This window comes from Kribbella qitaiheensis, assembly GCF_014217565.1.
Lineage (GTDB): Bacteria > Actinomycetota > Actinomycetes > Propionibacteriales > Kribbellaceae > Kribbella > Kribbella qitaiheensis_A.
The window spans coordinates 4523991-4548033 of record NZ_CP043661.1; the positions used below are offsets into that span (position 1 = coordinate 4523991).

The window sequence follows — 24043 nt, forward strand, 5'->3', positions numbered from 1 at the left end:
CGCCCACTCCGCCGCATCGGCCCACCCGGCCGGATTCACTTTCAGCCCGAATCGCATAAGGCCAAGCGTGCCACACGAGACGGTGCTCACCCTCGAAGTTGCCTCTTCATGCAACCCCCTGAGTGGTCTACTCGGTTTGCTTTGCGCGCCGCAATCGGCCCACCACAGTTGGGTTGTCGCAGCAGACCGCAGAGGGCGAGGTTCGACGTACCGATGACTGCACAGGTGTCCACCCGAGCCGTCGGCTCCAGGCTGTTGCTGACCACCGCGAGCGAGCTGCGCCGACCTCCGTACGATGGAACGGTGACCAGCGATCTCGATGAGGCGGCCGCGGGTTTCGCCGGCGTACGGCCGCGATTGTTCGGGATCGCCTACCGGATGCTCGGCAGCTCGGCGGAGGCCGAGGACATCGTGCAGGACGCCTGGCTCCGCTGGCAGGCCTACGACCGGTCCAAGGTGATCGAGCCGGCCGCCTTCCTCGCCACCACGACCACCCGACTCGCGATCAACGCGGCTCAGTCGGCCCGGGTCCGGCGCGAGTCGTACATCGGGCCGTGGCTGCCCGAGCCGATCGACACCGCCAACGACCCGGCCCTCGGCGCCGAACGTGACGACGCGCTCGAACTCGCACAGCTGCACCTGCTGGAGAAGCTTTCCCCGACCCAGCGAGCCGCCTACGTCCTGCGCGAGGCGTTCGACTACCCGTACGACGAGATCGCGGAGACCTCCAACTGTCGGAGGCGAATGTCCGTCAACTGGTCAGCCGCAGCCACAAACGGCTGGCGACCGAACGCCGCGATCCGGTCGGCAAAGGCCAGCACCGACGCCTGCTCCAGGCCTTCCTCGCAGCCGCCCGGATGGGCGACCTCCCCGCGCTGGAGGAGATGCTCGCCGAGGACGTAGTGAGCTACGCCGACGGTGGCGGCGTAGCCCGGGCCAGCAAGATCCCGGTCGCCGGTCGGACCCGCGTCGCGGCGTACATCAAGGCTTTCGCACCGCGCTTCTGGATCGACAGCACCATCACTGTGGTCGAGGCCAACGGCCGTCCCGCGGCGCTGATCGCGCGGGACGGCGTCGTCTACGCCATGCTCAACATCGCCGCCTCCGAAGAGGGCATCGACCGCCTGCTGTGGGTCATGCACCCCAGCAAACTCGCGAGGATCTCGACCCTGCTCTGACGCCGATCAGAGGACGAGTTCGGGCTGGAGTTTCTTGGCGGGCCAGATGCGTTGCTTGCGGGCTGCCAGGGAAGAGGCGGTGATGCCGGCGAGTAGCCAGGCGGCCAGGACCAGGAGGTCGCGGCCGAGGCTGTCGCCCGGGCCGCCGTACATCAGGTGCCGGACGCCGTCGATCGCGTAGCTCATCGGGAGGGCGTGGTGGAAGAAGTAGAGCGGGTGCGGGATCGTCTGCCAGGGGAAGGTGCCGCCCGCGCTGACGAGCTGGATCACCATCAGGACCAGGCCGAGGAACTTGCCGACGGCACCGAACCAGGCGGACAGCGCGTGCAGGATCGCCACGAAGGTGAGCGAGGTCAGCATCAGGAATCCGACCGTCAGCCACGGGTGGGCGGTGTCGATCCCGAGTCCGAAGATGACCGCGGTGAAGACGAGTGCGGCCTGGATCGCGCCGAAGATCGCCGGCGGCAACCAACCGCCGAGTGCGACCCGCAGCGGTGACTGGAGCGCGGCGAGGGCTCGCGGCGACAGCGGGCGGACCAGCAGGAACAGCACGTACGCGCCGATCCAGCAGGACAGGCTGAGGAAGAACGGAGCCAGTCCGGCGCCGTAGCTGTCGGCCGTTGCCTGCGAGGTGTTGTGCAGACCGACCGGTGCGCCCAGCGTCTCGGCGACGGCCTTCCGTGCCTCCGGCGACGGGTCAGGAATCTGCTTGGCGCCGTTGGTGAGCGCGGTGTTGAGCTCGGTCGCGCCGCTCTTCAGCTTGCCGATTCCGGTGCTGAGGGTGGTGACGCCGGTCAGCAGTTGCGTCTGTCCCGCGACGGCCTGCTGCTCACCAGTGGCGAGCTGCGTGGCGCCGGTCTGGAGAGTGCCAAGACCGGTCTTGAGCTGGGTCGCGCCGGTGTTGAGTTTGGTCGCACCGGTGGCGGCGCTGCTGATGCCCGAGGTCAGCGCGGGCGTCGCGTTGGCCAGGGTCGCCGCGCCGTTCGAGACCTGCCGGGCCCCGGTCGCCAGCTGGTTGAGCTGCTTCGAGGTGGACTGGATCTTCGTGTTCGCGGTCACCACCGGGCCGCGCAGCTTGGCCGTCTCCTGGAGGACCTGGTTGACCTGGGCCTGGGTGAAGCCGCGTGCTTTGAGCCGCTGGGCCAACGCGGCGTCCAGGCTGGACAGGTCCGTCACCAGCGTGCCGGAGGCGGTCGCCACCTGCTGCCCGATCGTCGCGATCTTCTCGTTGCCATCAGCAACCTTGTCCGCGCCGGTGGCCAGATCCCTGGTCTGCTTGGGCAGCTTGGCGGTCTTCGTCTTCAAGGTGCCCAGCCCGGTGCTCAGCTGGCCGGCCCCGGTGGCGAGGTCGGTGGCGCCCTTCGAGGCCTGGCCGATCCCGGTGGAGAGCTTGGTCGCGCCGGTGGAGAGCTGCTGTTGCGCAGTATTGAGCTGAGTCGCGCCGGTCTTGAGCTGCGTGACTCCGGTGTTGGCCGAGGTCAGTCCGCTCTGCAGTTGCCCGGCCCCGGTCGCCGCCTTGCTGATCTGGCCGTGGATCGTGCTGAACCCGGCCAGCAGCTTGCTCGCCGCGGTCTCGCTCACCTGCGAAGCGACCGTCTTGGTGACCTGGGCGACGACCTGGTTGGCGATGGTGTGCGCGAGGTAGTTGTTCGCGTCGTTCGTGTAGAGCTCGAGGGTCGCCTGCCGTGGCTGGAACTCGGCGCTCGACGCGAGATCCGCCGAGAACGCCTTCGGCAGTACCAGGGCGAACTCGTACTTCCCCTCGGCAACCCCCTTGGTCGCCTCCGCACGGTCGACCCGGTGCCAGTCGAAGCTCTTGGACTTCACCAGCTCGTCGGCGACCTGCGGACCGACCGACAGCTTCTCGCCGGTGGACAGGGTCGTGCCCTCGTCCTCCAGCACGACCGCCGTCGGGACCTTGTCGAGCCGCCCGTACGGATCGTGGTTCGCGTAGAGGTACAACCCGCCGTACAGCATCGGCACGCACAACAGCGCCACCACCGCGAGCTTCGGCAACCGGCCGGCGGTCAACCGCCGCAACTCACTCAAAGCCATCCGGATGGCGGTCATGCCTCAGCCTTCTTCTCGTCACTCTGACCCGCGGTCTTCTTCTCATCAACCGGCCCGGTCTTCTTCGCCTCAGCCGGCACGACGGTCTCCGGCTTCTCGATCGGTTCGGCTTTCTTCGCCTCAGCTGGCACGTCGGGTTTCGGCTTCTCGATCGGTTCGGGTTTCTTCGCCTCGGCCGGTACTGCGGGCGCCGGCTTCTCCTTCACCAGCACGTCTGGCCTCGTCTCCGCGATCGGGTCGACCTTCGTCTCCTCGATCGGCTTGACGGGCTCCACCGGTGCGGCGGATGCGACCTTGACCGGCTCGGGCGGATCCACCGAGCCCAGCTGGGCGGCCGGCACCCCGAGCAACCTCGCCGAAGCGTCCGCGCAGGTGATGATCACCCCGTATCCCCGCGAGGCCAGGTCGCGCCCCACGCCGTACCACTCGTGCGGATCCCCACCCAGCCGGTCCGGCATCGTCAGGATCACGATCTTGACCTCGGGTCGCGCCACTGTCAGCTCCGCGAGCAGCTTGGTGCGTACCGCGATCGGGAGATGCTCGAACCGCTTGTCGGCGTACTCGTGCCAGCCGTGCGCCTGCAGCCACGCCTGCACCGCCTTACTGCCGGCCTTCCGTCCCGCGATCGCCAGCTCCTCGCCGACGACCGACTTCACCGGCAGCGCGTCGTCGGGCTCGGTGATCCCGGGGGCGTCGACGACGGCAACGCGCCGGCGCAGTACGCCGCCGTCGGTCTGACCGTCGAGCTTCACGTCACCGCCGTCGGGCCGGAGCCGGCCCGGACAGGCTGAGCGAGGCCGCGACGTGACCGGGCCCGGGGTATCCGGCGAGCAGCACCAGTTCGTGATCCCCGACGCTGACCGATGTGGCGTTCAGCATCGGCGCGTGCGGACCTCGCACGCTGATCGCATGAGCCTTGAGTTCCATCGTGGACTACTCCGATCCGGCATTCAATACGGTTGTGTATCCAATACAGAACTGTATCCTACGACCTATGGAAACGCCCAAGCGCCGCCGCTCCGCCACCCGGGCCCGCCTGCTCGAAGGCGCGCTCGACGTCTTCGCCGAGCGTGGCTTCAACGGCGCCTCGGTCGAGGACATCTGTGATCGCGCCGGCTTCACCCGAGGCGCCTTCTACTCGAACTTCGCGTCCAAGGACGAGCTAGTGCTCGCCCTCTTCCAGGCGACCACAGACAGGTTGCTGGAGCAGATTGCCGCGCTGCTCCCGGACCTTGCGAATCAACCAGGAACGCTGCTCGACGCAGTACTGGGCCTGCTTGATGACGCCGCACCTGACCAGCGGCAGTGGCACTTGATCTCGACAGAGTTCACCCTGCACGCCCTGCGCAACCCTGAGGCTGCCACGGCCCTGAATCACCAGCGGCGGATGTTCAGAGAGCGGTTGACCGACCTGGTCGAGCAGATCATCACCGCGGGCGACCTGCGCCTCAGCGTCCCGCCAGAGCAGTTCGTACGACTTGTCATCGCCCTGCACGAGGGCGCCCGCTCCCAGAGCCTGCTGGAACCCACAGAGGTCGCCGCCGGGTCCCTCGAGCACACCTTTTTGCCGATGGTGCTCGCGGCGGTCTCCCGCTCTGAGTGACATGACAAGGTCGGCACCGTAGGGTGCCAGTGAGCCGTGCCGCTCAGGTGTGACTCCGTCAGGGGCGCAGCAGTGTGAGCAGGGACGGATGGTCGGGGAAGATCGGCTCTTTGCTGTCGATCGAGATAGACGAGAGCAGCGACGCGGGCATCGTGATCGTCCGCATGGTCGGCGTGCTGTCCATTCCCGCCGTGCCACGCCTCCGGGACGCCCTGCTGAAGTGTGTGGCCGGATCCTGGGGACCTGCCGGGATTGGGATTGCGGGATCGACGAACCCGCTGCGATCACCGTCGCCGACGAACTGGTCGCCCACGCGATCAGCCGATCCACGCAAGATCTCCACCTGAGACTGGAACTCAGGCGAGGGCTGCTGACCATCGCCGTCACCTATGCGCCGACGGTTCCGGACGCACCGCTCGATCAGATCCGCCGACGGATCGTCAGCGAGGTCGCGGATGTCTGGGGCGCCTCGGCCACCGCACGCGGTGACCAGCTGATCTGGGCCGTACTACGGGTCGCCGCGCCGTCGTCCGGGTGGTGAGTCAGCCGACCTTGATGTCGACGCTGTGCAGGCCGGTCGAGCCGTCCGGAGCGGGCGGCGCCTGGCTCTCGATCTGAGGATTGCCCTTGTCGTCGAAGGCGCGCACCTGCAGCACATGATGTCCGCGCGGCGCGTCCCAGGTCCAATGCCACTGCCGCCAGGTGTCGATCGACGCATCGGCGGCCAGCGTCGCCTCCTGCCAGGTGCCGCCGTCGACGCGGACCTCCACCTTCGAGACCCCGACGTGCTGGTCCCAGGCGACCCCGGCGACCGTGATCTGACCCGTCGATGCCTTCGATCGCGGGACGTCGATCCGCGAGGACAGCTTGATCGGTCCCCGTTCGGACCAGCCGCGGGGCGTCCAGTACGCCTCGAACTGGTCGAACCGGGTCACCTCGATCTCCGCGAGCCACTTGGTCGCCGACACGTACCCGTACAGACCCGGTACGACGATGCGCACCGGGAACCCGTGCTCCAGTGGCAGCGGCTTCCCGTTCATCGCGAACGCCAGCATCGACTCGCGGTCGTCCAGCAGCGTGCTCAACGGCGTACCGGCGGTGAAGCCGTCCTTGGAGGTCGACTGGATCGCATCCGCGTCGGGGGATACGCCGGCCTCGGTGAGCAGGTCCTTCAGCAGTACGCCCGACCAGAGCGCGTTGCCGATCAGGTCGCCACCGACCTCGTTGCTGACACAGGTGAGCGTGACCCATTTGTGCACCACGGTGCGCTTCAGCAGGGCGGCGAAGTCCAGATTGATCTCGCGGTCGACCATGCCGTGGATCCGCAGCTTCCAGTCCGCCGGCATGATCAGCGGCACTGACAACGCCGTGTCGATCCGGTAGAAGTCCTCGTTCGGAGTGGCCCACGGCGGAGCGCCTGGAACCTGTACTCCGGTCGGCGGGTCGAGGCTGGGCGGCACCGGGATCTGGAGCGACTCCCGGGCATCCGTGACGGCAGACCGGTGCCCGCCGATAACGTTGCCCAAGGCACCTACTGCGACCGAGCCGAGCGCGACTCCGGCGGACAACTGGAGGAAGCCGCGCCGGGTGACGCCGTCATCGGGGTGGTGCAGCAATCCGGCCAGGCGCTGGGAGAACAACCGCAGTACGAGCAAGGCGACGACGCCGGCGACGAAGGACGGGACGAATCCGGTCTGGCCGGCGTCCGGCCGGGTCTGGGCCGCGATGACGGCCAGTCCCGCGAGGACCACCACGACGGCTGCGCCCGCCACGTACCGCAGTACGGCCAGGACTCCGCCGAGAGCGGCGAAGGCGAGCAGGACGATCAGGATGCCGGTCTTCAGCGCGAGCTTGTCATTCGTCCCGAACAGGGAGATCGCGAGATCCTTCAGCCACGGCGGGGTCCGGTCGATGAACGCGGAGCCGATCGCCACGACGGGCGTCTGGCCGGTACCGAGGAGCGCTGCCGCCACAGCTCCGGCGGCGAGGCCTGCCAGCGCGGCGAGGATGCCGCCGATCGCGGCCCGGACGAGCGTTCCGCGGCGGGGCCGGGGGCGCGGTGCAGCCGGCAGCCGAGGCTGTACCGGAGCTTGAGGATGGTTCACTACTCAACGATTGCTCGGTGGGGCGTCCGGCGCCAGCCGGGCGCCCCATCCGTTAGAAGCGGGTAATGCGATCGGGGTCAGATCCGGTTGGGGATCGGAGGCAGGGTGGGCCGGCCGTTCGGCCAGCGACGGGCATTGTCACGGACCCGGCGGAGCTTGCCGAGGACGAGCTCGCGCTCGTCCGCCAGCTGCGACATCCACAGGCTGTCGATCTCCAGGAGGTGGTCGGGCAGCGCTTCACGCAGCCGTCGCTTGCCCTCCTCCGTGAGAACCGCGAACGACCCACGGGCGTCGTCGGGACAGGGCTCCCGACGCACCAGGCCGAGGTTCTCGGCACGGTCGACCAGCCGGGTGATGCCGCCGGTGGTGACGGTCAACTCCCGGGCGAGTGAGGTGAGACGCTGTCTCTCGCCGTGGCTGCGGGCAAGCCGCAGCAACAGTTCGAACATTGCCATTTGCAGACCACTGCGCTTCAGGGAATGGCGCATCAGGTGATCGAGTTCGGCCGCTGCTTCGCGCAGCAGGCCGTACGCGGTGATCACGTCGCTTTCCCAGGGTTCGGCGGCGTGAGTGGGTTCTGCATCGGCGAGCGCTAGGGGCGAGCAAAGCGGAGGCGCGATGGTCATGGGCGGACTCTATTAGCTGACCCGGTCACTTCGCTACACGGGGTGACCCATCGGCTACAGGTCGGGACACGATCGATGGGGAACTGAGCGTGACAATCGGCTGTGGATAACTTCCGCGGCGGTCCGCCGATCTTTGCGAGGCTGGTCTTCGACAGGTAGTCGGCCAGGCCAGATCGGGGATCGTGATGAAGGCGAACGAGGAAAACTCACCCTACGGACGAGGCTTCATCGCCGCCTGCATCGTGATCGGCGCAGTCCTCCTCTGCGGCGGCCTCCTCCTGATCACCGGCCCTGGTTCCACCAACGCTGGAGCCAGCACCGCGGCCGCGGGCGGCCCCGGTTCCGCGAGATCGGGCGACTCCCGTACTGCGAACGCAGCCGACCCGGATGCCTCCGGCCAGGGCGGAGCCAACTCGTGCGCCGCGGCCGAGGGCGGGCAGCCCTCGTCTGGTGACCCGGGGTCCACCCCTCGGGGGCGGCGCGATCCCGCCACCAGCGATCCCGCCCCCTGCGGCACCTCCTCTGGCGGCGCTGCTGTTCCTGCCTCGGGGGATCCAAAGGTCGGGAGTGTTGGGAAGGGGTGTGGGGCGCCTGCTGGGGAGCAGGTGATCCCGGCAGAAGCGCCTGCGGTTGACGGCTGGGAGGTCAGTCGCCGGGTGGTGGTCCCGCGCTCCTCGGCGTACGGACCGGCGAAGCAGGACTCCGACGGCTTCCGGCGCTGTTTCGCGCACTCGCCGACCGGCGCCGTCTACGCGGCGTACAGCGCCGTCGCCGCGATGGCCGACCAGGCCAAAGCCCTGACAACCGTCAGCAAACTGATGCTGCCCGGCCTCAACACCGACGCCCTGCTCGCGGACCTGCGGAAGGAGCAGGCGGACGAGGACTCGAACCCGACCCAGATCGCCGGCTTCCGCGTCCTCGATGCCACCGCGGACCGAGCCACGGTGCTGCTCGCGATGCCCGTCGAGACCGCATACGTCAGCGCGAACTTCACCCTGGTCTGGCGCGACGGCGACTGGCGAGTGGTGCCGCCCACTCCCGGTGGGTCCGTCGGCGCGCCGTACGCGCAGCAGCGTGACCTCTCCGGCTTCGTCGCCTGGAGCGGTGTCTGATGTGCAGCAAGCTCGATGTCGCCTGTCAGGTCCGCGAGAGTTTTCAGTCGGCCGGGACCAACGTCGCGACGAACATGGTGAACGACCTCGCCGACAAGGTCGGTGAGGCGGCCAGTGCCGGGCTCCAGGCCATCGCCACGTTCTGGATGAAGATCGACAACCCTGTGCTCGCGACCCAGAGCGGCGAACACGGCGAGACCTGGACCGACAGCGGTCCGGTCGCCTACCTGCATCAGTATTCGACGGCCGTCGCTGTCAGCGTGTTCACGTTCGCGGTGCTGATCGCCGGCATACGGACCGCTTGGGAGCAGCGCGCCGAACCGCTCCGAGAGTTGCTCAAGGCAACAATGTTGCTGGTGATCGTCGCCGGCGCCGGGACCGCGACGATCCAGTTGCTGTCCGCCGGCTCCGATTCGTTGGCGCTGGACATCGTCCAGAAGGCGACGCCCGGCGGCAAGGACTTCCACAGCGCGCTCGGAGGTCTCGTCCTGCAGGGTGGGGCGCAGGGCGCCGGAGTCGGCGGGATGCCGCTGATCGTGGCGATGTTCTTCGGCGTCGCGGTGTTCATCGCATCGGTGGTCCAGGTGATCCTGCTCCTGATCCGGTCGGCGATGCTCGTGCTCCTCGCCGGCACGTTCCCGATCGCCGCCGCCGCGACGAACACCGAAGCCGGCAAGGCCTGGTTCAAGAAGTTTTGTGCCTGGGCGCTGGCCTTCGTCGCCTACAAACCAGCGGCCGCCCTGATCTACGCGGCTGCGATGAAGATGAACGAAGCCGGCATGACAAACAAGTCCGGCAACGGCCTGGTCGAGGCGCTGACCGGCCTGATGATGATGCTCCTGGCAGTCTTCGCCCTACCCGCACTCCTACGCTTCGCCGTACCCATCACCGCCGCGGTAGCAGGCGGCAGCGCCGGCATGGGCAGCACCGTTGCCGACCCCGGCAACCTGGCCACCGGCGCCATCAACCTAGGCCGCTCAGGCGGCCGCCCCGGCGGCGCCTCAGGCGGCGGAGGTGGTGGCGGAGGCGGTGGAGGCGGCAGCGCCACGGGTGCGATCGGCGTAGGCGCCAGCGCAGGCCTAGCCGCCGCCGGAGCCGCAGTCGGCGGCGCCAAGAAGGCCGGCGGCGGCCTTGCCGGAGCCGCCTCCCACTCAGCAGGCGAACCCGGCGGCGGCACCCCCACCCCCACCAACAGCCGCCCCTCCACCAGCGCCCGCAGCAGCAACCGCTCATCCAACAACTCCTCCACCAAAACCCCACCCCCCACCGGCCCCACCGGCAGCGGATAACGCGCCAGGCCCACCCCGCCGAACGCCTCCTCCAACCACCACCCCTGCGGCTGAACTGGGGACAGTTGATGATGGGGGGATGGGTTTGGAGCGGATTGCGTTGATCTCGGATGTTCATGGGAACTTGTCGGCGTTGGAGGCGGTGCTGGCTGATATCGAAGCGCGCGGAATCACCAGGATCTTCAACCTCGGCGACTACGTCGGGAAGGGACCCCGTGGTCGCGCGGTGGTGGACCGATGCCGGGAGTTGTGCGAGGTGAACATCCTCGGCAACTGGGACGACTTCCTCCCGGATCCGGACCGCGAGATCGACAACGAAAGCCTGCGCTGGTGGAAGAACGAACTCCGCGAGGACCAGTGGAAGTGGCTGCGGGACCTTCCGTTCAGCCACGACTTCATCCTCAGTGGTCGCAGGATCCGTTTGTTCCACGCCTCCGCGACGACGGTGCACCGCAGAGTCCGGTTCGACCATGACGAGCAGGAGTTCCTCGGCATGTTCGAGAACACCCCAGCCACCGGCGACGGCCCCCTCCCCACCGTCGTCGGGTACGGCGACACCCACGACCCGTTCTACGAGGTCGACCTGGACCGGCGAACCCTCTTCAACACCGGCAGCGTCGGCAACAGCATGAGCGACCCCACCCCGGTCTACGTGATCCTCGAAGGAATCCCCGACACCCTCGACGAGGCCCCCTTCTCGATCCAGTTCGTCCGCGTCCCGTACGACGCAGCCGCCGAACTAGAGCTCGCCCGAACCCTCGCCATGCCCCAACTGGCCGGCTACGAATCCGAAATCATCCACGGCATCTACCGAGGCGACCACTACGCCGACACCCCACCCACCTACCACCGCGCTACAACCAAACCCACCGAGGTCAGCAGCTGAGGAGAGCCCGGGAGCCGGCGGCGAGGCACGGGGACCTGGGGTCGGACCACCCACCGGCCGCGGCGAACACCGCACCAACCGCTACGGCGGGCCAAGCCTGCTGATGTCAGCAGTCGAGGAGAGCTTCGGAGCCAACGGGCGTGTAGTCGGCGGCGCGGAAGACGCGGAGTGAGGCCGCCGAGGTCTGCGGTAAGGAGGGCGTCGGAGCCGACGAGGGTGCACTCGGACCGGGGAAGGCGCGAAGGGATTGCCAAGCCCGCCGGGGTCAGTGGGTGAGGAGGGCTTCGGAGCCTACCGGGGTGTAGCCGGAGGCGAGGAAGGTTCGTAGGGAGGCGGCGTTGCCGGGGCTTACCTGGGCCCAGATGTGCGCATCAGCGGGAATGAGGGCGCGTGCGGCGCGAGCGAGACGACGGCCGTGACCCTTGCCGCGGGAGCCGTCGGGCACCTCCAGCGCGCATTCGAGCCGCCCGGCCAGACCGTTCCCGATCACCACCAACCCGCCGTACGGGTCGGCATAAGCCCGTACGCCGTCGCGATACCGCCGGGCCCGCTGGATCCGCGGATGCGTGTGGTCGGTGAACTCGGTCAATCCGTCGACCGCGATCGCACGCTCGGCAGGATCGGCCAGTGCCGGCGCAAGCAACATCGCGTCGATCGCGTTCACCCGTCGTCCCGTCAGCTGCTCCAGCGCGAACAGGAACGGTGGGTTGAGCGGAGCCGACAAATCTCCAGCCGGAATTCGTGCCGCGACCCAATCCGGATCCACGTCCGCGGCGACCACGATGTGTGCCGTGAAGGCGACCACACCCGATTCCCGCTCGGACGGTGCCGGAACCACCTCGACCTCGAGATCGGGGGCCGGGAACACTCCACCCTCGATCCCGCGCAGAATGTCAGCCAGAGTTGTCATCACCCGCCATTGTGGAGGAGACCCCTCCGGGCGGAGACGAGCACCTGCTCACCAAGCGGGTCGAGACGGAGGCTGAAGGTGCGGAAACCGCAGCAGGTTCGGGCCGAGGGACTGCCCGACCGGGTGACGATCTACGAGGTCGGGCCCCGGGACGGACTGCAGAACGAGTCGGCGATCGTGGATGTCGCGGTGAAAGCCGAGTTCATCCGCCGGCTGGTCGAGGCCGGGCTGACCACCGTCGAGACCACCAGCTTCGTCCACCCCAAGTGGGTTCCCCAGCTCGCCGACGCGGCCGAACTGCTCGAGCAGCTCGACCTGCCCAGCGCAGTACGGGCTCCTGTCCTGGTCCCGAACGAACGCGGCCTCGACCGTGCGCTTGCCGCTGGCGTCGAGGAGATCGCGATCTTCGCCAGCGCCACCGAGACCTTCGCGGCGAAGAACCTGAACTCCACCCTGGACGACCAGTTCGCGATGTTCACCCCCACGATCGAGCGCGCGCTCGCGGCCGGCCTGAGCATCCGTGGCTACGTCTCGATGTGTTACGGCGACCCGTGGGAGGGCGATGTACCGATCGACCAGGTCGTGAAGGTCGGCGCACGCCTGGTCGAGCTCGGCTGCCACGAACTCTCGCTCGGCGACACGATCGGCGTCGCCACCCCCGGCCAGGTGATCAGCCTGATCGAGTCGCTCGGCAAGGCAGGCGTCGGAGTCGACAAGCTCGCCGTCCATTTCCACGACACCTACGGCCAGGCGCTCGCCAACACCCTGACCGCACTACGCGAGGGCGTCACCACGGTCGACAGCTCGGCCGGCGGCCTTGGCGGCTGCCCGTACGCCGAAAGCGCGACCGGCAACCTCGCGACGGAAGACCTGGTCTGGCAACTCGACGGCCTCGGCATCGAAACCGGCGTCGACCTGGAAAGGCTCGTCACCACCAGCACCTGGATGGCCACCCAACTAGGCAAACCCTCCGCCAGCCGAGTGGTCCAAGCCCTCGCCGGCTGACAAGCTCGCATCGAGAAAGCTGGCCGAGCCTCGCATCGAGCAGGTTGGTTGACCCTCGCATCGAGCAGGATTCGGCCCCCTGTCCCCGCGGATCCGGAGCACCGAGGTCGCTCAGGCCTCGGCAGGCTCCAGCGATCGGCGGGTTAGGGGGAGGCGTTCGCGGGTGAGGGCGTCGGTGGGGGTTTCTACGAACATCACCAGGTCGGGGTGGGCTGGGACGGATAGTTCGGTGACGGTGAGGTGTAGCTCGCCTGCGGTTGGGTGGACGACGTGGCGTGGGCGTGGGGTGCAGTCGGTGACCTCGTGCCGCGCCCAGAGTTCGGCGAACTCCGGGCTCAGCTTGCGCAACCGGGCGAGGTCTTCCTCCCAGTCGGCGTCGCCGATGTGTTCCCCGTACGCCGTACGGAGACGCGCGACCAGGTAGGGAACCTCGTCTTCGTAGTTCAGCAACTGTTGCCGGGCGAGCGGCTCGGTGACGATGCACCAGAGCAGGTTCTTGTGCACGCAGGGCAGCGTGTGCCAGTCGTGGAAGAGGTCGCTGAACGCGTCGTTCGACTTCACGATGTCGAAGCGGGTGTTCGTGATCACCGCCGGCAGCGGATCCAGCGCGGTCAGGATCTCGGTCAGCACCGGCTCACTCGCGCAGACGCCGGACCTCGGCCGCAGCGGGGTCGCCTCGGCCAGCCGATACAGATGCGCCCGCTCGGGATCGGTCAGCCGCAACGTCCCTGCGACGGCGTCGAGCACCTGGCCGCTCACGTTGATCGGGCGGCCCTGCTCGAGCCACGTGTACCAAGTCACGCCGACCCCGGCCAGCTGGGCAAGCTCCTCGCGCCGAAGCCCCGGCGTACGGCGTCGTCCCCCAGGCGGCAGGCCGACCTCCTCAGGGGTCACCTGCGCCCGGCGGGCCTTGAGGAAATCCCCCAGCTCGGCGCGATGGGTGCTCACCAGAGCATCCTGACACCCGGCTCCGACAATTTCAGCGGGATTCCGGCGGCCCGGCCGGCGTACCCCACGTCGACAGGCAGAACGGATGACCAGCCGGATCGACCAGCACCCGGAACACCGACGGATGCGGCTGTACTGCGGACTTCGTCGCGCCCGCCGCGATCGCTTCGGCCTCGGCGGAATCCAAGTCGGCCGTCTTGAAGTCGAGGTGACATTGCTGCGGCACCCGCGGATCCGGCCACGTGGTCGCCCGATAGTTGAGGTCGCGCTGGAATCCCAGACTGAACCCGTCACACCGGACTTCCACGAAGTTCTCGGTCGACACCATGATCGTCCCGCCGCCGAGCCGCTGGTAGAACTCGGCCAGCACCTGCGGGTCCGGGCAATCCAGCGTCGGTCCCCAAAACGGCGCGATCACCCGATCCGCGCTCACTGCTCGATGGACCGGGGGGCCCGCCGGACCAGACTCTTGTCGGCGTACTGACCGATCCGGTACGTCGACCAGCCGTCGACTCCGGCTCCGACGGCGCCCCCGAGCAACGGCACCCGCCGGGTCACCGTGATCGCCATCCGCTTGCCGCCGATCCGCGCGATCAGCTCGCCGACGACCTCACCTGCCACCTGCCGGTCCAGCTCGGGGTCGAACACCGGTGCGGTCGCGATCGCCAGCGGCGACGTCACCAGGCTCGCCTTCTTCAGCCGGTCGGTGACGCCGTCCTCGCCGAGCAGACAGGTGATCACCGCGGTCCGTACGCGTGGATCGTCGAGGTCGTAGCCGCGCAGATGGGCGATCGCAGCCACCATCCGGGCCTGCACGATCGCGAGCCCGGTCAGGTTCGCGGGCAGGGCGACAGGCAGCGTGATCAACCCGCCGATGCTGGTCACGAACCCCTGCACGCCGGCCAGCCGGATGTGCTGCTCGATCACGGTGTCGACGGCGAGTTCGGGGTCGTCGCTGTTCTTCGAGAGATGTTTCGCGGCGACCTTCTCCGCGCCGGGGAACCGCTGGTACCCGTCGATGGCGACTTCCAGCACCTGACGAAGGATGCCGGCGGCGGCCTGTGGGGCGAACCGCTGGGCAGCGGGCGCGAGACTGCTGGCGACGAACCTGGCTACTCCGGCCACAGTGCTCCTTCGGAACTCGGGACGCCTTTCCCCGGGTTCCGAGGCTGGGCGCATCCTCAACTCTACGTGCCGCTTCCGAACCCGCCACTCGGGAGAAACCCTGGCCGGTCCCCCGTACTACGGGCGCTTGTCGGTGAACGGACCGTCGGGCGCGAAGGCGTGGGCAGCGAAGTGTTCGCCGATGCGGCGGTGGGCCGCGGTGTCCGGGTGCAGTTCGTCGGGCAGCGGCAGCTCGGCATAGTCCGCCTCGCCGTACAGGTCGAGGCCGTCGAGGTAGTACAGGTTGGGACCCTCGGCTGCCCGGGACGCCGTGATGCGGGCGAGTTCGCGCCGGATCACGCTGAGCGTCAGCTTCCCGGCAGCGACCTCCGCAGGATCACCGGTGGCCTGGAACAGCATCTTGCCGGTGCTGAAGTCCGGGGCTGCCGGACCGGGAGTGTCCTCGTGGATCCGGCAGTAGACCGACGAGATGACGAGTAGCGGCGTGGTCGGGTGGCCCTCGCGGATCGTGTCGAGGAAGCCGTGCACCGCCGGGCCGAAGGCACGCAGCCTCATCAGGTCGGTGTTGACCAGATTGATGCCGAGCTTGACGCTGATCAGGTCCGCCGGAGTGTCCCGCATCGTCCGCGCGGTGAACGAGTCCAGGAGCGCACTGCCGCCGAAGCCCAGGTTGATCAGCTCCACCTCGCCGAGCGCTGCAGCCAGTACCGGCCAGGTCGCGCTGGGACTGCCGGCGTTCGATCCGTGGCTGATCGAACTCCCGTGATGCAGCCACACTCTCCGGCCGCGATCCGGCAGGGCTTCGACCGCTGCGTCGGTTCGCAGGGCGACGAGCTCGGTGGTTTCCGTGTGCGGCAACCAGATTTCGACGTCCTTGGCGTCAGCGGAAAGCCCTTCGAATCGGAGCGTGCCGGCAGGTCCGCGGGTGAGTTCGGAAGACCCGGTGGACCAGTCGTGAGTCAGGACGTTGCCACCGGTCACACTCGCCTGCGCGGTGAGAACGCCGTCGACAACCAGGTCGTACACGCCGTCAGGAACCGGCGGGGCACCCAAATACGCCATCTTGGTCGGGAGCACGTCCAGCTCGATGGCCGTAGCCCGAGTACGGAAGGCCAGCCGTACGCCGGCGGGCTTGGACTCCGACATGGCCAGCTGTCCGTCGGTGTTCTGAGCACGAGCCTGGGCAAGCAGCCGATGCGGTTGTACGCCGTACTCGGTCGGCTCCAGTTCGAGCGCGCCCCGCACGATTTCCGCGGTGAGCCGCGTACTGATCCAATCCGTCGACGGGCGGTCCGGTATGTCGTTGGGCTCCGAGTTCATGCCTGCAAGCCTGCAAGCCAGACCACCTAACCGCAAACGTATTCCGCTACTCACCGCAATCGTTTTCCGCAGCGACAAGCCGAGTCACGGTCGGGAAAGCCGGACTCGGGTGCAATGGGTCACATACGGCATCGTGAGTTGCTTGCGGGCCGCGCAGGTCGAGGTGCGACTCGAGCAACTCGGCGACCTGGTTCAGCAACTCGGTTCGTTCACTGGGCGGCAAGGTGATGACGTAGCTGCGGGAGGCCACCAGGTCGAGCACGTCGGCTCGGGTCAGTTGGTGTTCCCAGCGAACCTCCAGCCGTTCCAGTTGCTCGAACGGCGCTCCGATCTCGGGCTGGGTGTCCATCACCTGCGGTCCGTGCTGATGCAGGATGCGATCAAGCTCGGCCACCCACGGCACGCTCAGATCGCGGTCGTTCCAGACCAGGCCCAACGTCCCGCCTGGAACCAGCACCCGAGCGGCCTCCCGCAGCGCCGCCGACGCGTCGAACCAATGCCAAGCCTGAGCCACCACGACCGCATCGAGGCTGTGATCCGCGACCGGGATCTTCTCGGCGGAACCGTCCATCACAGTGGCGGTCGGCACAGCGGCGAGTAGCTCGTCCCGCATCTCCGCAAGCGGTTCGACCGCGGTCAGCTCGAACCCGCGGTCGGCCAGCAGCCGGGTCAGCTTCCCGGTCCCCGCACCCAGATCCAGGACTCTGCGGGCATCGGCCGGTACCAGCCAATCGACTGCTGAAGCCGGATAGGGCGGTCTCCCTCGCTGGTACGCGGCCGCCGCGTCGCCGAACGACGTGGCCTGTGCCTGTTGCGACCATCTCCGGCTGGCGCCCTGCCGGGTCATGCCGCAGGCCAGTCCGATCTCTTCCCAGCTCGCCAGCCGCTGCGATCGCAGCTGGCTGATGAGTTCGGCCCGCTCCGCTTCCAGCGCGGTCAGCACTGTGGTCACCCGGGTCAGGCCGTCCAGCCCGCCGGCACCGACGACGTCGGCCACGATCCGTCTCGTTGGTTTCACGTCCGCAGCATATGTTGCCTACGGCGATCATGCGCAACATTTGTTGCGCGGAGCCCGGGCAGCTTCGCCGCCAGGGGGTGCGTCAGGATGGTGCGGTGCCGATCGAACCTCCTGCGTCTGTCTGGGACTTCCCGCCGGTCGGGGTTGCCGGGGCCGGCGACGTCGTCGCGGCCGGGGCGGATCTTGAGCCGGGGACAGTGCTCGCGGCGTACAAGCGAGGGCTTTTCCCGATGCCGGACAGCCATGGACCGCTGCTCTGGTGGTCGCCGGTGGATCGTGGCGTGATCGAGGTCGACGGGTACAAGCCGTCGCGGTCGTTGCGCCGGGCCCGGGAGAAGTTCGAGATCCGGGTGAACACCGCGTTCGACCAGGTGATCCGGGCCTGCGCGGATCCGACCCGGCCCGGGTCGTGGATCGACGCGGACATCATCGCGGCGTACACGCGGCTGCATCAGATGGGCTGGGTGCACTCGGTCGAGGCCTGGGACGGCGACGAGTTGGCGGGTGGCCTGTACGGCGTGGCGGTCGGTGGGCTCTTTGCCGGCGAGTCGATGTTCCACCACAAGACAGACGGCTCGAAGGCGGCTGTTGCCGGGCTGATCGAGCTACTCGACGACAAGTACGCGTCCGAGCGGGTGCTCGACATCCAGTGGGTGACCAGCCATCTCGCCACCCTCGGCGCGATCGCGCTTCCCCGCGAGCAGTACATCTACCGCCTGGAACGCGCCCTCGCCTGCCCGCTTCCCGCCGCCTTCAGCTGACTGCCGCCTTCAGTTGACAGCAGGCTCGCGCAGACCGACGAAGTCGGCCATCTGTTCCACCGTGTCCGCGAAGAACGCGTCGGCCGGATCCATCGTCCCGACCAATTGGCCGTACAACTCGAAGCTGATCATCCCGAACAGCTGAGTCCACGCGACCATCGTCCGCGTCAGCACCTTCACAGGCACGCCGGGAGCCAGTTCCTCGAGTGTCTTGACCTGCTCAGCCAGTACGCCGGAACACTCGCGTGCTTCGCCCGGGTCGAGAACGCCTTCGCCGTCGGCCTTGGCCAGCAGCCCTAGCAACATGATCGCAACCCGGCTGGCAGGCTGGATCGTGGTCTGCGGTGCCTGATAGCCCGCGATCGGCGAGCCGTAGATCAAGGTGTACTCGTGCTGGTGGCTCTTGGCCCAGTCCCGTACTGCGTGGCAGACCGCGATCCAAGCGGCGCGCGGATCCTGCCCGCTGGCGCCAACCTTCTCCGCCTCGACGCCGAGCGCGTCGTACGCGTCGATGATCAGCGCGGTCAGCAGGTCGTCGCGGCTCGGGAAGTACCGGTAGAGCGCGGACGACACCATGCCGAGTTCGCGGGAGACCGCTCGCAGGGACAGTCGCTCGGCGCCCTCCGCGGCGAGTTGGCGGCGGGCGGCGTCCTTGATCTCCTGGGTCAACTCGGCCCGGGCTCGGTCCCGAGCGGTGCGTCCGGCGTTCATGCCGGTCAGTCTGCCACGAGCACTGGACTAAATCGAGAGCACTGCACTTGACAGCGCGTCGGCCAGCCTGTTCACTGGTCACAACAGAGAGCACCGCTCTCGAAGACCTAGGGAGCAAGCGCCATGCAGGAGTACAACGACAAGCGAGTGTTGACCTCGGGCCGGCGCAGCATGCTGGCCTTCAACAAGGTGGTCGCCGGCCTGACCAACCTGGGCATCAGCTTGATGGGCAGCCGGGTGCTGGCGGTCCGCGGCCGCAAGTCCGGCGAGTGGCGCAGCAACCCGGTCAACCTACTCACCGTCGACGGTCAGCCCTACCTGGTCGCTCCGCGCGGTCACGTCCAGTGGGTCCGCAACCTCCGCGCCAGCGGCGAAGGCACGCTCCGCGTCGGTCGCAAGGTCGAGACCTTCCGGGCCGAGGAGGTCGCCGACGCGGACAAGCCCGACGTACTCCGCCTCTACCTGAAGAAGTGGGCCTGGGAAGTAGGCGCCTTCTTCGGCGACGACGTCCGCGCCGACTCCAGCACCGAACGCCTCCTCCACATAGCCCCCGGCGTCCCCGTCTTCAAGATCCACACCGCTTGACTCACAGCTCCTCTGGTCCACCAGCGAGTTCGGCCTCCAACTCAGCCACGCTGGGGAGAACCGAGGCAACCTCGTCGGGCAGGGACTCGCTAGCGGCAGTGATCCACTCAGACACTCCGATCGGCGTCCGGTAACCCCGCAACGCGTACTCGGCGACGACGTTGTTCTTGGATCGGCAAAGCAACAGTCCGACGGTCGGCTTGTCATCCTCGGTGGCGAGGATGTCGTCCACCACGGCCGTATAGAGATTCAACTGACCGAGGAAGGCAGGATCGAAACGGACGGCCTTCAACTCGATCACCACGTAGCACCGAAGTTTCAGGTGGTAGAAGAGCAGATCGCAGTAGAACTCGTCACCGCCCAGGTCGAGTCTGACCTGTCGCCCGACGAAGGCGAAGCCCTGGCCGAGTTCGAGCAAGAACTTCCCGATGTGGTCGATCAGTCCTTGTTCCAGTTCTCGCTCGCGCAGCTTCTCCGCGGTGCCGACGAAGTCGAACAGGTACGGATCACGGGTCGCCTGCTGGGCGAGGTCGGACCGCTCGTCGGTGATCGCACTCGCGAAGTTGGTAACCGCCTTACCGGCCCGTCGATGGAATCCGGTCTCGATCTGCACGGCCAGCACATCCCGGCTCCACCCATGTTCCAGCGTCGCCCGCGCATACCAGAGCCGCAGGTCTGGGCTGTCCAGCTTCTCCATCAGGGCCACGTGATGGCGCCAGGGCAATTGTGCAACGCTGCGCTGCACAATTGCCGGATCCGGCCAGGCGAGCGCGAACGAGCGCATGTACTTGAGGTTGCGGGGCGAGTAGCCCTTGGTGCCCGGAAAGCGTTCCTTGAGATCGGCCGACAAGCGGTCGATGACTTTGCTGCCCCATCCTTCCTGGTCCTGGCGGTCGAGGATCTCCCTGCCGACGGACCAGTACGAACCAAGCATCTCGGCGTTGGCGGCGGAGACGGCCCGGCGATGGCCGGAGGAAACGTGAGAGGCGACCGAGTCCAGCAGGTCGGGACACCAGCTGGGCATCGAGGTCTTGGACGGTGGGGTCGCAAAGCGCGGGGAAGTGTCGTTCATGCAGATAGCCTCGCCGGGCCAACGCGTCCGACACGAAGGGCATTGCGGGGAAGCTGAGGGCAGATCAAAAGGCCGTCTGGGTCAGCGGTAGGCGGTGGCCTGGGTTTGGTATAGGTCGGCGTAGTGGCCGTTGAGGGTCATTAGGTGGGTGTGGGTGCCGGTTTCGGTTAGGTGGGCGCCGTCGAGGACGATGATCAGGTCTGCCATCCGGACTGTGGAGAAGCGGTGGGAGACGAGGACGGTGATTCGGCCGTCGGTGCTGGTGCGGGCGGCTTCTGCGTAGCGTTCGAAGAGGGCGTGTTCGGTTTCGGCGTCCAGGGCTGCTGTTGGTTCGTCGAGGATCAGTAGTAGAGGCTTGTCGCGCATGAAGCCGCGGGCCAGGGCCAGTTTTTGCCATTGGCCGAAGCTGAGTTCTGCGCCGTCGGGCCAGGTTGAGCCGAGTTGGGTGTTCAGGCCGTCTTCGAGGCGCTCTATTACGTCGTCGGCTCCGGCCCGCCCCACGGCGGTGGTTACGGCGGTTGGGTCGTCCAGGCGGGGGAGGTCGCCTAGGCCGACGCTGTGCCGGGCCTGAAACTCGAAGCGGAAGAAGTCCTGGAAGGCGCCGGCGATCCGGTCTCGCCAAGCGTCCGCGGGCATCCGGTTCAACGGCTGGCCGTCGAGCAGGATGCGGCCGCTCGTCGGCTCGTACAGCTTTGCGATCAGCTTCACCAGGGTCGATTTCCCGGCGCCGTTCTCGCCGACGATCGCGATCACCTTCCCGGCCGGCAGGTGCAAGGAGATGTTGTCCAAGGCAACCTTCTCGGCGCCGGCGTAGCTGAACGAAACTCCCTCCAGCCGAATCCCGTCGGTGAGCCGCTCAGGCACCGGCAGATCGGCACCAACGTCGAACGAGGCCGCGTAGTTCTCCAACCAGACCAGGCGTCTCGATCCGTCCAGCCAGATCCCGCGCAGGAAGCCGATCTCGCCGACGGTCGCCCCGATGTACGACGAGAGCCGGGCGCCGGCCGCGAGGATCAGCAGCACGTTCCCCACCGACGCGTGGAGTCCGGACGCGACGAACAGCACAGCCCCCACGTACGCCGCTCCGAAGATGGCCCAGGCGGCCGCGTGCCAACCGGCGCTGGTCCACCGGACTTGCGCGATCGGCCCGAACCAGCGCTCCCACTCGCCGCGCCGATCCGTCACCAGCGAAGGACCGATCCCAAGCACCCGGACGTCCTTGCCCGGCGCCGGTGTGGTCGCCGTCCGGAAGAGATGATCCGAAAGCCGTTGGTGGGAAGCGTTCTGCTCCTCGGTCTCCCGTTCGACACCCGGCCGCCAACTGGAGCTGACCACGGTCGGCACCGCGAAGAGCACCAGCAAAGCAAGCACCGGGTGGATCGACATCAGCAGGCCGACAGTCACCGCGAGCCGCAGGATCCAGCCGCAGGTCGAGAAGAGCGACATGTACATGTGGTCGAGCACGAACACCTGCTTGCGCAGTACGGACAGGCGGTCCAGGTAGTCGCGGCGTTCGTGGTGCTCGACAGTGGCGACGGTCGCCTGCAAGCGGGCGACATGGGCCTCCAGCATGATGGTGACGCGATCCCGGAACCGCCGCGAGATCCGCGTCGACAACGTGCGCAGGAACCAGGTCGCGGTGACCGACAACGCCATCCCGGCGGCTGCCACGAACACGGCTGACCGGTCGCCGCGCAGTACGCCGTCAGCCAGGACCTTCAGCCACAGCGCGAGCAGTGCGTCGGGCAGGGCGGCCAGTAGCGTCATCGCGAAGGCGAAGACGAGCAGACCCGGCTCGTGCTGGTAGCCGAGCTTGCACAGCCGCCACATCGCCGGCAGTGCCTTCGGCAGGTCGTCAGAGCGTGTCATAGCTCATCCCCTCCTCATCGACCTCGACCGAGAAACGCTGCGCCTGCAGTTCGAACATCGTCCGATACCGCCCGCCGAGAGCCATCAATTCGTCGTGGCTGCCGAGTTCGATCACCCGCCCGTGCTCCAGGACGCAGATCCGGTCGACATGCCGGACGGTCGAGAACCGGTGCGAGATGAGGATCGTGGTGACACCCCGCGTCGCCGTCAGGATCCGTTCGAAGATGGCCGCCTCGCCTCGAACATCGAGCTGGGCCGTCGGTTCGTCCAGCAACACCAGGCCTGCCCCTTGCCGTACTGCGCACAGCGCCCGCGCCAGCGCGACTCGTTGCCACTGGCCGCCGGACAAGTCCGTGCCGCCCTCGTACCCCGTGGCCAACCGCGTATCAAGATCGGCCAAGTCCCCTGCGCCCGCATCCGCGAGCGCGGCGAGAATATCGGCCTCCGGAGCACCGGCGGGCGCCACGTTGTCCCGCAAGGAGAGCTCGAGACGAAGGAAGTCCTGGAAAACCGCGGCAACCCGCGTGCGCCAGCCGTCCACTTCCAGATCCCGGAGGTCCACCCCGTCGATCTCGATCGAGCCGGTGCCGGGGTCGTACAGCCGGCACAACAGCTTGGCGAGCGTGGTCTTACCCGCCCCGTTCTGCCCGACGACCGCAAGCGACGAACCAGCCGGAATCTCCAACTCCAACCCGTCGAACACCGGCCGCGCGGATCGCGGATAGCTGAAGCTCAGATCCCTGATCTTGATTTCGACCGGACCCCGGGCACTAGCGCCAGAGCCTGGACGCAAAGCTCCTGCCGGAGCCATCGCGGGTTTCAGTTTCTGTACTGCGACCACCGGCGCCGCGGCTCCGTCCAGTACCCAGTTCAACCCGCCGAAGGCGATCGAGCTGACCCCGATCGCCACCTGGGCGAAGACCACCAACCGATCCAGCCCCAGGCTGCCACCGACAGCGGCCGAGCCGAGCGCCCAGAAGACCAGGCCGTTCGCCACGACCACGATCAGCAGACTCCAGATCATCGGCCGCTCCCGCAACCGCGTCGCCGTGTACTGCAGCTCGAACAACCGCCGCCGTCGCTCCGTGAACCGCTCCACAGCCCAGCCCGCGAGCCCGAACAACCTCAGCTCCTTTGCCGCACCCGGCTCGACTGCCAGCTGATACGCATAGTCCGCATGCCGTTGCGCGGAACGGACTTCCGACGTGTTCCGATCCCGCCAGACCCCGCTCTCCCGCAACAACCAATGCGTCGCGCTCCACGCGACCACCAGCACCAACGGCGCCCACCAGTTGAAGCCGAACAACACCACCGTGGCGGCGATCCCGCCGACCATCTCGACCAGGCTGCTGGCCGTGAAGTCCACATTCATGTACATCGGCGGCCCGGTCTGCCCGCGGTCGAACTCGCGCGCGACCGTGAGGTCCTCCATCAACTCCGGATCCTCGAGATGCCCGATCCCCGGCGGCTCCACGCACGCCCGGGCGAGCTCGTCGTTGAGCCAAGCGGCGACCCGGCTGCCCAGATTCGCGCTCACGGCTTGATGGACGGGCGTGAGCACCTGCAGCAGCACGAACGTCGTACCCATCAAGGTCAGCGGAGCGGTCAGCCCGTGGTGGTGCTGGACGGCGCCGACCAGCCAGCCCATGGCGATCGCGAATACCGCCGGCAACGCGCCCCGCACCAGCAGGAGCAGCCACCAGACAGCGGCCAGCACGGGGTCCGCCTTCGGCAGTACGGCGAAGAACTGCCACTCAGGACGACTGCGCAACTGGGCCACCTACCCACCATGGCACCACCCACCCCCAGAAAACTTGAACGTTTGCCGGATCGGGATCCACCGCCCGGAG

25 protein-coding genes are annotated in these 24043 nt (G+C 67.8%); 10 read left to right on the forward strand and 15 right to left on the reverse strand.

What is annotated here, in order from left to right; translation table 11 throughout:
* The first annotated feature begins 213 nt into the window (after nt 1–213).
* Both F1D05_RS21315 and F1D05_RS40580 read left to right on the forward strand, forming a co-directional pair.
* Nucleotides 214–903 (forward strand): sigma factor, encoded by a 690-nt coding sequence (locus tag F1D05_RS21315; RefSeq protein WP_246485830.1) that lies wholly within the window; start codon nt 214–216, stop codon nt 901–903.
* Entirely contained in the window at nt 858–1178 is a 321-nt protein-coding gene (locus F1D05_RS40580) for a hypothetical protein (protein WP_246485831.1), read from the forward strand. Before F1D05_RS21315 ends, F1D05_RS40580 begins: the two co-directional genes overlap by 46 nt.
* A 6-nt stretch (nt 1179–1184) precedes the next feature.
* Here the strand turns inward: F1D05_RS40580 and F1D05_RS21320 are convergent, their stop codons facing one another.
* From F1D05_RS21320 to F1D05_RS40590, 3 genes are read right to left on the reverse strand one after another with little or no spacing between them, the layout of a single operon-like run.
* On the reverse strand, nt 1185–3248 hold the full coding sequence (locus F1D05_RS21320; protein ID WP_185441914.1) for a YhgE/Pip domain-containing protein: 2064 nt from the start codon (nt 3246–3248) through the stop codon (nt 1185–1187).
* On the reverse strand, nt 3245–4000 hold the full coding sequence (locus F1D05_RS40585) for a hypothetical protein (RefSeq protein ID WP_246485832.1): 756 nt from the start codon (nt 3998–4000) through the stop codon (nt 3245–3247). The genes F1D05_RS21320 and F1D05_RS40585 overlap by 4 nt, the downstream gene beginning before the upstream one ends.
* A 1-nt stretch (nt 4001) precedes the next feature.
* Nucleotides 4002–4175, reverse strand: a complete 174-nt coding sequence (locus F1D05_RS40590) for a hypothetical protein (protein WP_246485833.1) — start codon at nt 4173–4175, stop codon at nt 4002–4004.
* Between the two features lie 67 nt (nt 4176–4242).
* Between F1D05_RS40590 and F1D05_RS21330 the strand changes: the two genes are divergently transcribed.
* Together F1D05_RS21330 and F1D05_RS21335 are read left to right on the forward strand one after the other, a co-directional pair.
* A complete protein-coding gene (locus F1D05_RS21330) occupies nt 4243–4851 on the forward strand; it encodes a TetR/AcrR family transcriptional regulator (protein WP_185441915.1) in 609 nt (202 codons plus the stop codon).
* Nucleotides 4852–5071: 220 nt separating this feature from the next.
* Nucleotides 5072–5392 (forward strand): hypothetical protein, encoded by a 321-nt coding sequence (locus F1D05_RS21335; protein WP_185441916.1) that lies wholly within the window; start codon nt 5072–5074, stop codon nt 5390–5392.
* Nucleotide 5393: 1 nt separating this feature from the next.
* On the opposite strand, the gene F1D05_RS21340 is transcribed toward F1D05_RS21335, so the two are convergent.
* Nucleotides 5394–6956, reverse strand: coding sequence for a molybdopterin-dependent oxidoreductase (locus tag F1D05_RS21340; protein ID WP_185441917.1), 1563 nt, complete (start codon nt 6954–6956; stop codon nt 5394–5396).
* Between the two features lie 77 nt (nt 6957–7033).
* Nucleotides 7034–7582 (reverse strand): MarR family winged helix-turn-helix transcriptional regulator, encoded by a 549-nt coding sequence (locus F1D05_RS21345; protein ID WP_246485834.1) that lies wholly within the window; start codon nt 7580–7582, stop codon nt 7034–7036.
* Between the two features lie 185 nt (nt 7583–7767).
* On the opposite strand from F1D05_RS21345, the gene F1D05_RS21350 reads away from it, so the two are divergent.
* The 3 genes from F1D05_RS21350 to F1D05_RS21360 all read left to right on the forward strand — a co-directional run bounded on the left by F1D05_RS21350 (nt 7768) and on the right by F1D05_RS21360 (nt 10869).
* Nucleotides 7768–8694 carry a hypothetical protein gene (locus F1D05_RS21350; RefSeq protein WP_185441918.1) on the forward strand — a complete coding sequence of 309 codons (927 nt, stop codon included), beginning with the start codon at nt 7768–7770 and terminating at the stop codon, nt 8692–8694.
* Nucleotides 8694–9983, forward strand: a complete 1290-nt coding sequence (locus F1D05_RS21355) for a hypothetical protein (protein ID WP_185441919.1) — start codon at nt 8694–8696, stop codon at nt 9981–9983. The genes F1D05_RS21350 and F1D05_RS21355 overlap by 1 nt, the downstream gene beginning before the upstream one ends.
* A gap of 79 nt (nt 9984–10062) precedes the next feature.
* A complete protein-coding gene (locus F1D05_RS21360) occupies nt 10063–10869 on the forward strand; it encodes a metallophosphoesterase family protein (protein WP_185441920.1) in 807 nt (268 codons plus the stop codon).
* A gap of 265 nt (nt 10870–11134) precedes the next feature.
* Here the strand turns inward: F1D05_RS21360 and F1D05_RS21365 are convergent, their stop codons facing one another.
* A complete protein-coding gene (locus F1D05_RS21365) occupies nt 11135–11779 on the reverse strand; it encodes a GNAT family N-acetyltransferase (protein WP_185441921.1) in 645 nt (214 codons plus the stop codon).
* 78 nt (nt 11780–11857) lie between these two features.
* On the opposite strand from F1D05_RS21365, the gene F1D05_RS21370 reads away from it, so the two are divergent.
* Nucleotides 11858–12784, forward strand: coding sequence for a hydroxymethylglutaryl-CoA lyase (locus F1D05_RS21370; RefSeq protein ID WP_185441922.1), 927 nt, complete (start codon nt 11858–11860; stop codon nt 12782–12784).
* Nucleotides 12785–12895: 111 nt separating this feature from the next.
* Here F1D05_RS21370 and F1D05_RS21375 read toward each other — a convergent pair whose 3' ends face one another.
* The 5 genes from F1D05_RS21375 to F1D05_RS21395 all read right to left on the reverse strand — a co-directional run bounded on the left by F1D05_RS21375 (nt 12896) and on the right by F1D05_RS21395 (nt 17195).
* Nucleotides 12896–13732: a helix-turn-helix transcriptional regulator gene (locus F1D05_RS21375; protein WP_206685785.1), complete on the reverse strand. Its 837-nt coding sequence runs from the start codon at nt 13730–13732 to the stop codon at nt 12896–12898.
* Nucleotides 13733–13763: 31 nt separating this feature from the next.
* Nucleotides 13764–14165 carry a VOC family protein gene (locus F1D05_RS21380; protein WP_246485835.1) on the reverse strand — a complete coding sequence of 134 codons (402 nt, stop codon included), beginning with the start codon at nt 14163–14165 and terminating at the stop codon, nt 13764–13766.
* Complete coding sequence (locus tag F1D05_RS21385; RefSeq protein WP_185441923.1) at nt 14162–14857, reverse strand: EcsC family protein; 696 nt, start codon at nt 14855–14857, stop codon at nt 14162–14164. Before F1D05_RS21385 ends, F1D05_RS21380 begins: the two co-directional genes overlap by 4 nt.
* Nucleotides 14858–14974: 117 nt before the next feature.
* The gene (locus F1D05_RS21390) at nt 14975–16177 is read right to left on the reverse strand and encodes a GDSL-type esterase/lipase family protein (protein WP_185441924.1); all 1203 of its coding nucleotides are present in this window, start codon (nt 16175–16177) and stop codon (nt 14975–14977) included.
* 46 nt (nt 16178–16223) lie between these two features.
* Nucleotides 16224–17195, reverse strand: coding sequence for a class I SAM-dependent methyltransferase (locus tag F1D05_RS21395; RefSeq protein ID WP_219732956.1), 972 nt, complete (start codon nt 17193–17195; stop codon nt 16224–16226).
* A gap of 95 nt (nt 17196–17290) precedes the next feature.
* Here F1D05_RS21395 and aat point away from each other — a divergent pair, with 95 nt between their 5' ends.
* A complete protein-coding gene (gene aat / locus F1D05_RS21400) occupies nt 17291–17956 on the forward strand; it encodes a leucyl/phenylalanyl-tRNA--protein transferase (protein WP_185441925.1) in 666 nt (221 codons plus the stop codon).
* A 9-nt stretch (nt 17957–17965) separates the two neighbouring features.
* Here aat and F1D05_RS21405 read toward each other — a convergent pair whose 3' ends face one another.
* Nucleotides 17966–18667, reverse strand: coding sequence for a TetR/AcrR family transcriptional regulator (locus F1D05_RS21405; RefSeq protein ID WP_185441926.1), 702 nt, complete (start codon nt 18665–18667; stop codon nt 17966–17968).
* A 123-nt stretch (nt 18668–18790) separates the two neighbouring features.
* Here F1D05_RS21405 and F1D05_RS21410 point away from each other — a divergent pair, with 123 nt between their 5' ends.
* Nucleotides 18791–19252, forward strand: a complete 462-nt coding sequence (locus tag F1D05_RS21410; RefSeq protein ID WP_185441927.1) for a nitroreductase family deazaflavin-dependent oxidoreductase — start codon at nt 18791–18793, stop codon at nt 19250–19252.
* 1 nt (nt 19253) lies between these two features.
* Here the strand turns inward: F1D05_RS21410 and F1D05_RS21415 are convergent, their stop codons facing one another.
* The 3 genes from F1D05_RS21415 to F1D05_RS21425 all read right to left on the reverse strand — a co-directional run bounded on the left by F1D05_RS21415 (nt 19254) and on the right by F1D05_RS21425 (nt 23973).
* Nucleotides 19254–20324: a PDDEXK nuclease domain-containing protein gene (locus tag F1D05_RS21415; protein WP_185441928.1), complete on the reverse strand. Its 1071-nt coding sequence runs from the start codon at nt 20322–20324 to the stop codon at nt 19254–19256.
* Nucleotides 20325–20405: 81 nt separating this feature from the next.
* Nucleotides 20406–22193 carry an ABC transporter ATP-binding protein gene (locus F1D05_RS21420; protein WP_185441929.1) on the reverse strand — a complete coding sequence of 596 codons (1788 nt, stop codon included), beginning with the start codon at nt 22191–22193 and terminating at the stop codon, nt 20406–20408.
* A complete protein-coding gene (locus F1D05_RS21425) occupies nt 22180–23973 on the reverse strand; it encodes an ABC transporter ATP-binding protein (protein ID WP_185441930.1) in 1794 nt (597 codons plus the stop codon). The genes F1D05_RS21420 and F1D05_RS21425 overlap by 14 nt, the downstream gene beginning before the upstream one ends.
* Nucleotides 23974–24043 lie beyond the last annotated feature (70 nt).

What these genes read in the sequence shown, in the direction of transcription:
- F1D05_RS21320 (WP_185441914.1), bottom strand. Translation starts at nt 3,248, where the DNA reads ATGACCGCCATCCGGATGGCTTTGAGTGAGTTGCGGCGGTTGACCGCC.
- F1D05_RS21405 (WP_185441926.1), bottom strand. Translation starts at nt 18,667, where the DNA reads ATGAACGCCGGACGCACCGCTCGGGACCGAGCCCGGGCCGAGTTGACC.
- F1D05_RS21415 (WP_185441928.1), bottom strand. Translation starts at nt 20,324, where the DNA reads ATGAACGACACTTCCCCGCGCTTTGCGACCCCACCGTCCAAGACCTCG.
- F1D05_RS21345 (WP_246485834.1), bottom strand. Translation starts at nt 7,582, where the DNA reads ATGACCATCGCGCCTCCGCTTTGCTCGCCCCTAGCGCTCGCCGATGCA.
- F1D05_RS21355 (WP_185441919.1), top strand. Translation starts at nt 8,694, where the DNA reads ATGTGCAGCAAGCTCGATGTCGCCTGTCAGGTCCGCGAGAGTTTTCAG.
- F1D05_RS21315 (WP_246485830.1), top strand. Translation starts at nt 214, where the DNA reads ATGACTGCACAGGTGTCCACCCGAGCCGTCGGCTCCAGGCTGTTGCTG.
- F1D05_RS21360 (WP_185441920.1), top strand. Translation starts at nt 10,063, where the DNA reads ATGGGTTTGGAGCGGATTGCGTTGATCTCGGATGTTCATGGGAACTTG.
- F1D05_RS21350 (WP_185441918.1), top strand. Translation starts at nt 7,768, where the DNA reads ATGAAGGCGAACGAGGAAAACTCACCCTACGGACGAGGCTTCATCGCC.
- F1D05_RS21420 (WP_185441929.1), bottom strand. Translation starts at nt 22,193, where the DNA reads ATGACACGCTCTGACGACCTGCCGAAGGCACTGCCGGCGATGTGGCGG.
- F1D05_RS21390 (WP_185441924.1), bottom strand. Translation starts at nt 16,177, where the DNA reads ATGAACTCGGAGCCCAACGACATACCGGACCGCCCGTCGACGGATTGG.
- F1D05_RS21365 (WP_185441921.1), bottom strand. Translation starts at nt 11,779, where the DNA reads ATGACAACTCTGGCTGACATTCTGCGCGGGATCGAGGGTGGAGTGTTC.
- F1D05_RS40590 (WP_246485833.1), bottom strand. Translation starts at nt 4,175, where the DNA reads ATGGAACTCAAGGCTCATGCGATCAGCGTGCGAGGTCCGCACGCGCCG.
- F1D05_RS21410 (WP_185441927.1), top strand. Translation starts at nt 18,791, where the DNA reads ATGCAGGAGTACAACGACAAGCGAGTGTTGACCTCGGGCCGGCGCAGC.
- F1D05_RS40580 (WP_246485831.1), top strand. Translation starts at nt 858, where the DNA reads ATGGGCGACCTCCCCGCGCTGGAGGAGATGCTCGCCGAGGACGTAGTG.
- F1D05_RS21330 (WP_185441915.1), top strand. Translation starts at nt 4,243, where the DNA reads ATGGAAACGCCCAAGCGCCGCCGCTCCGCCACCCGGGCCCGCCTGCTC.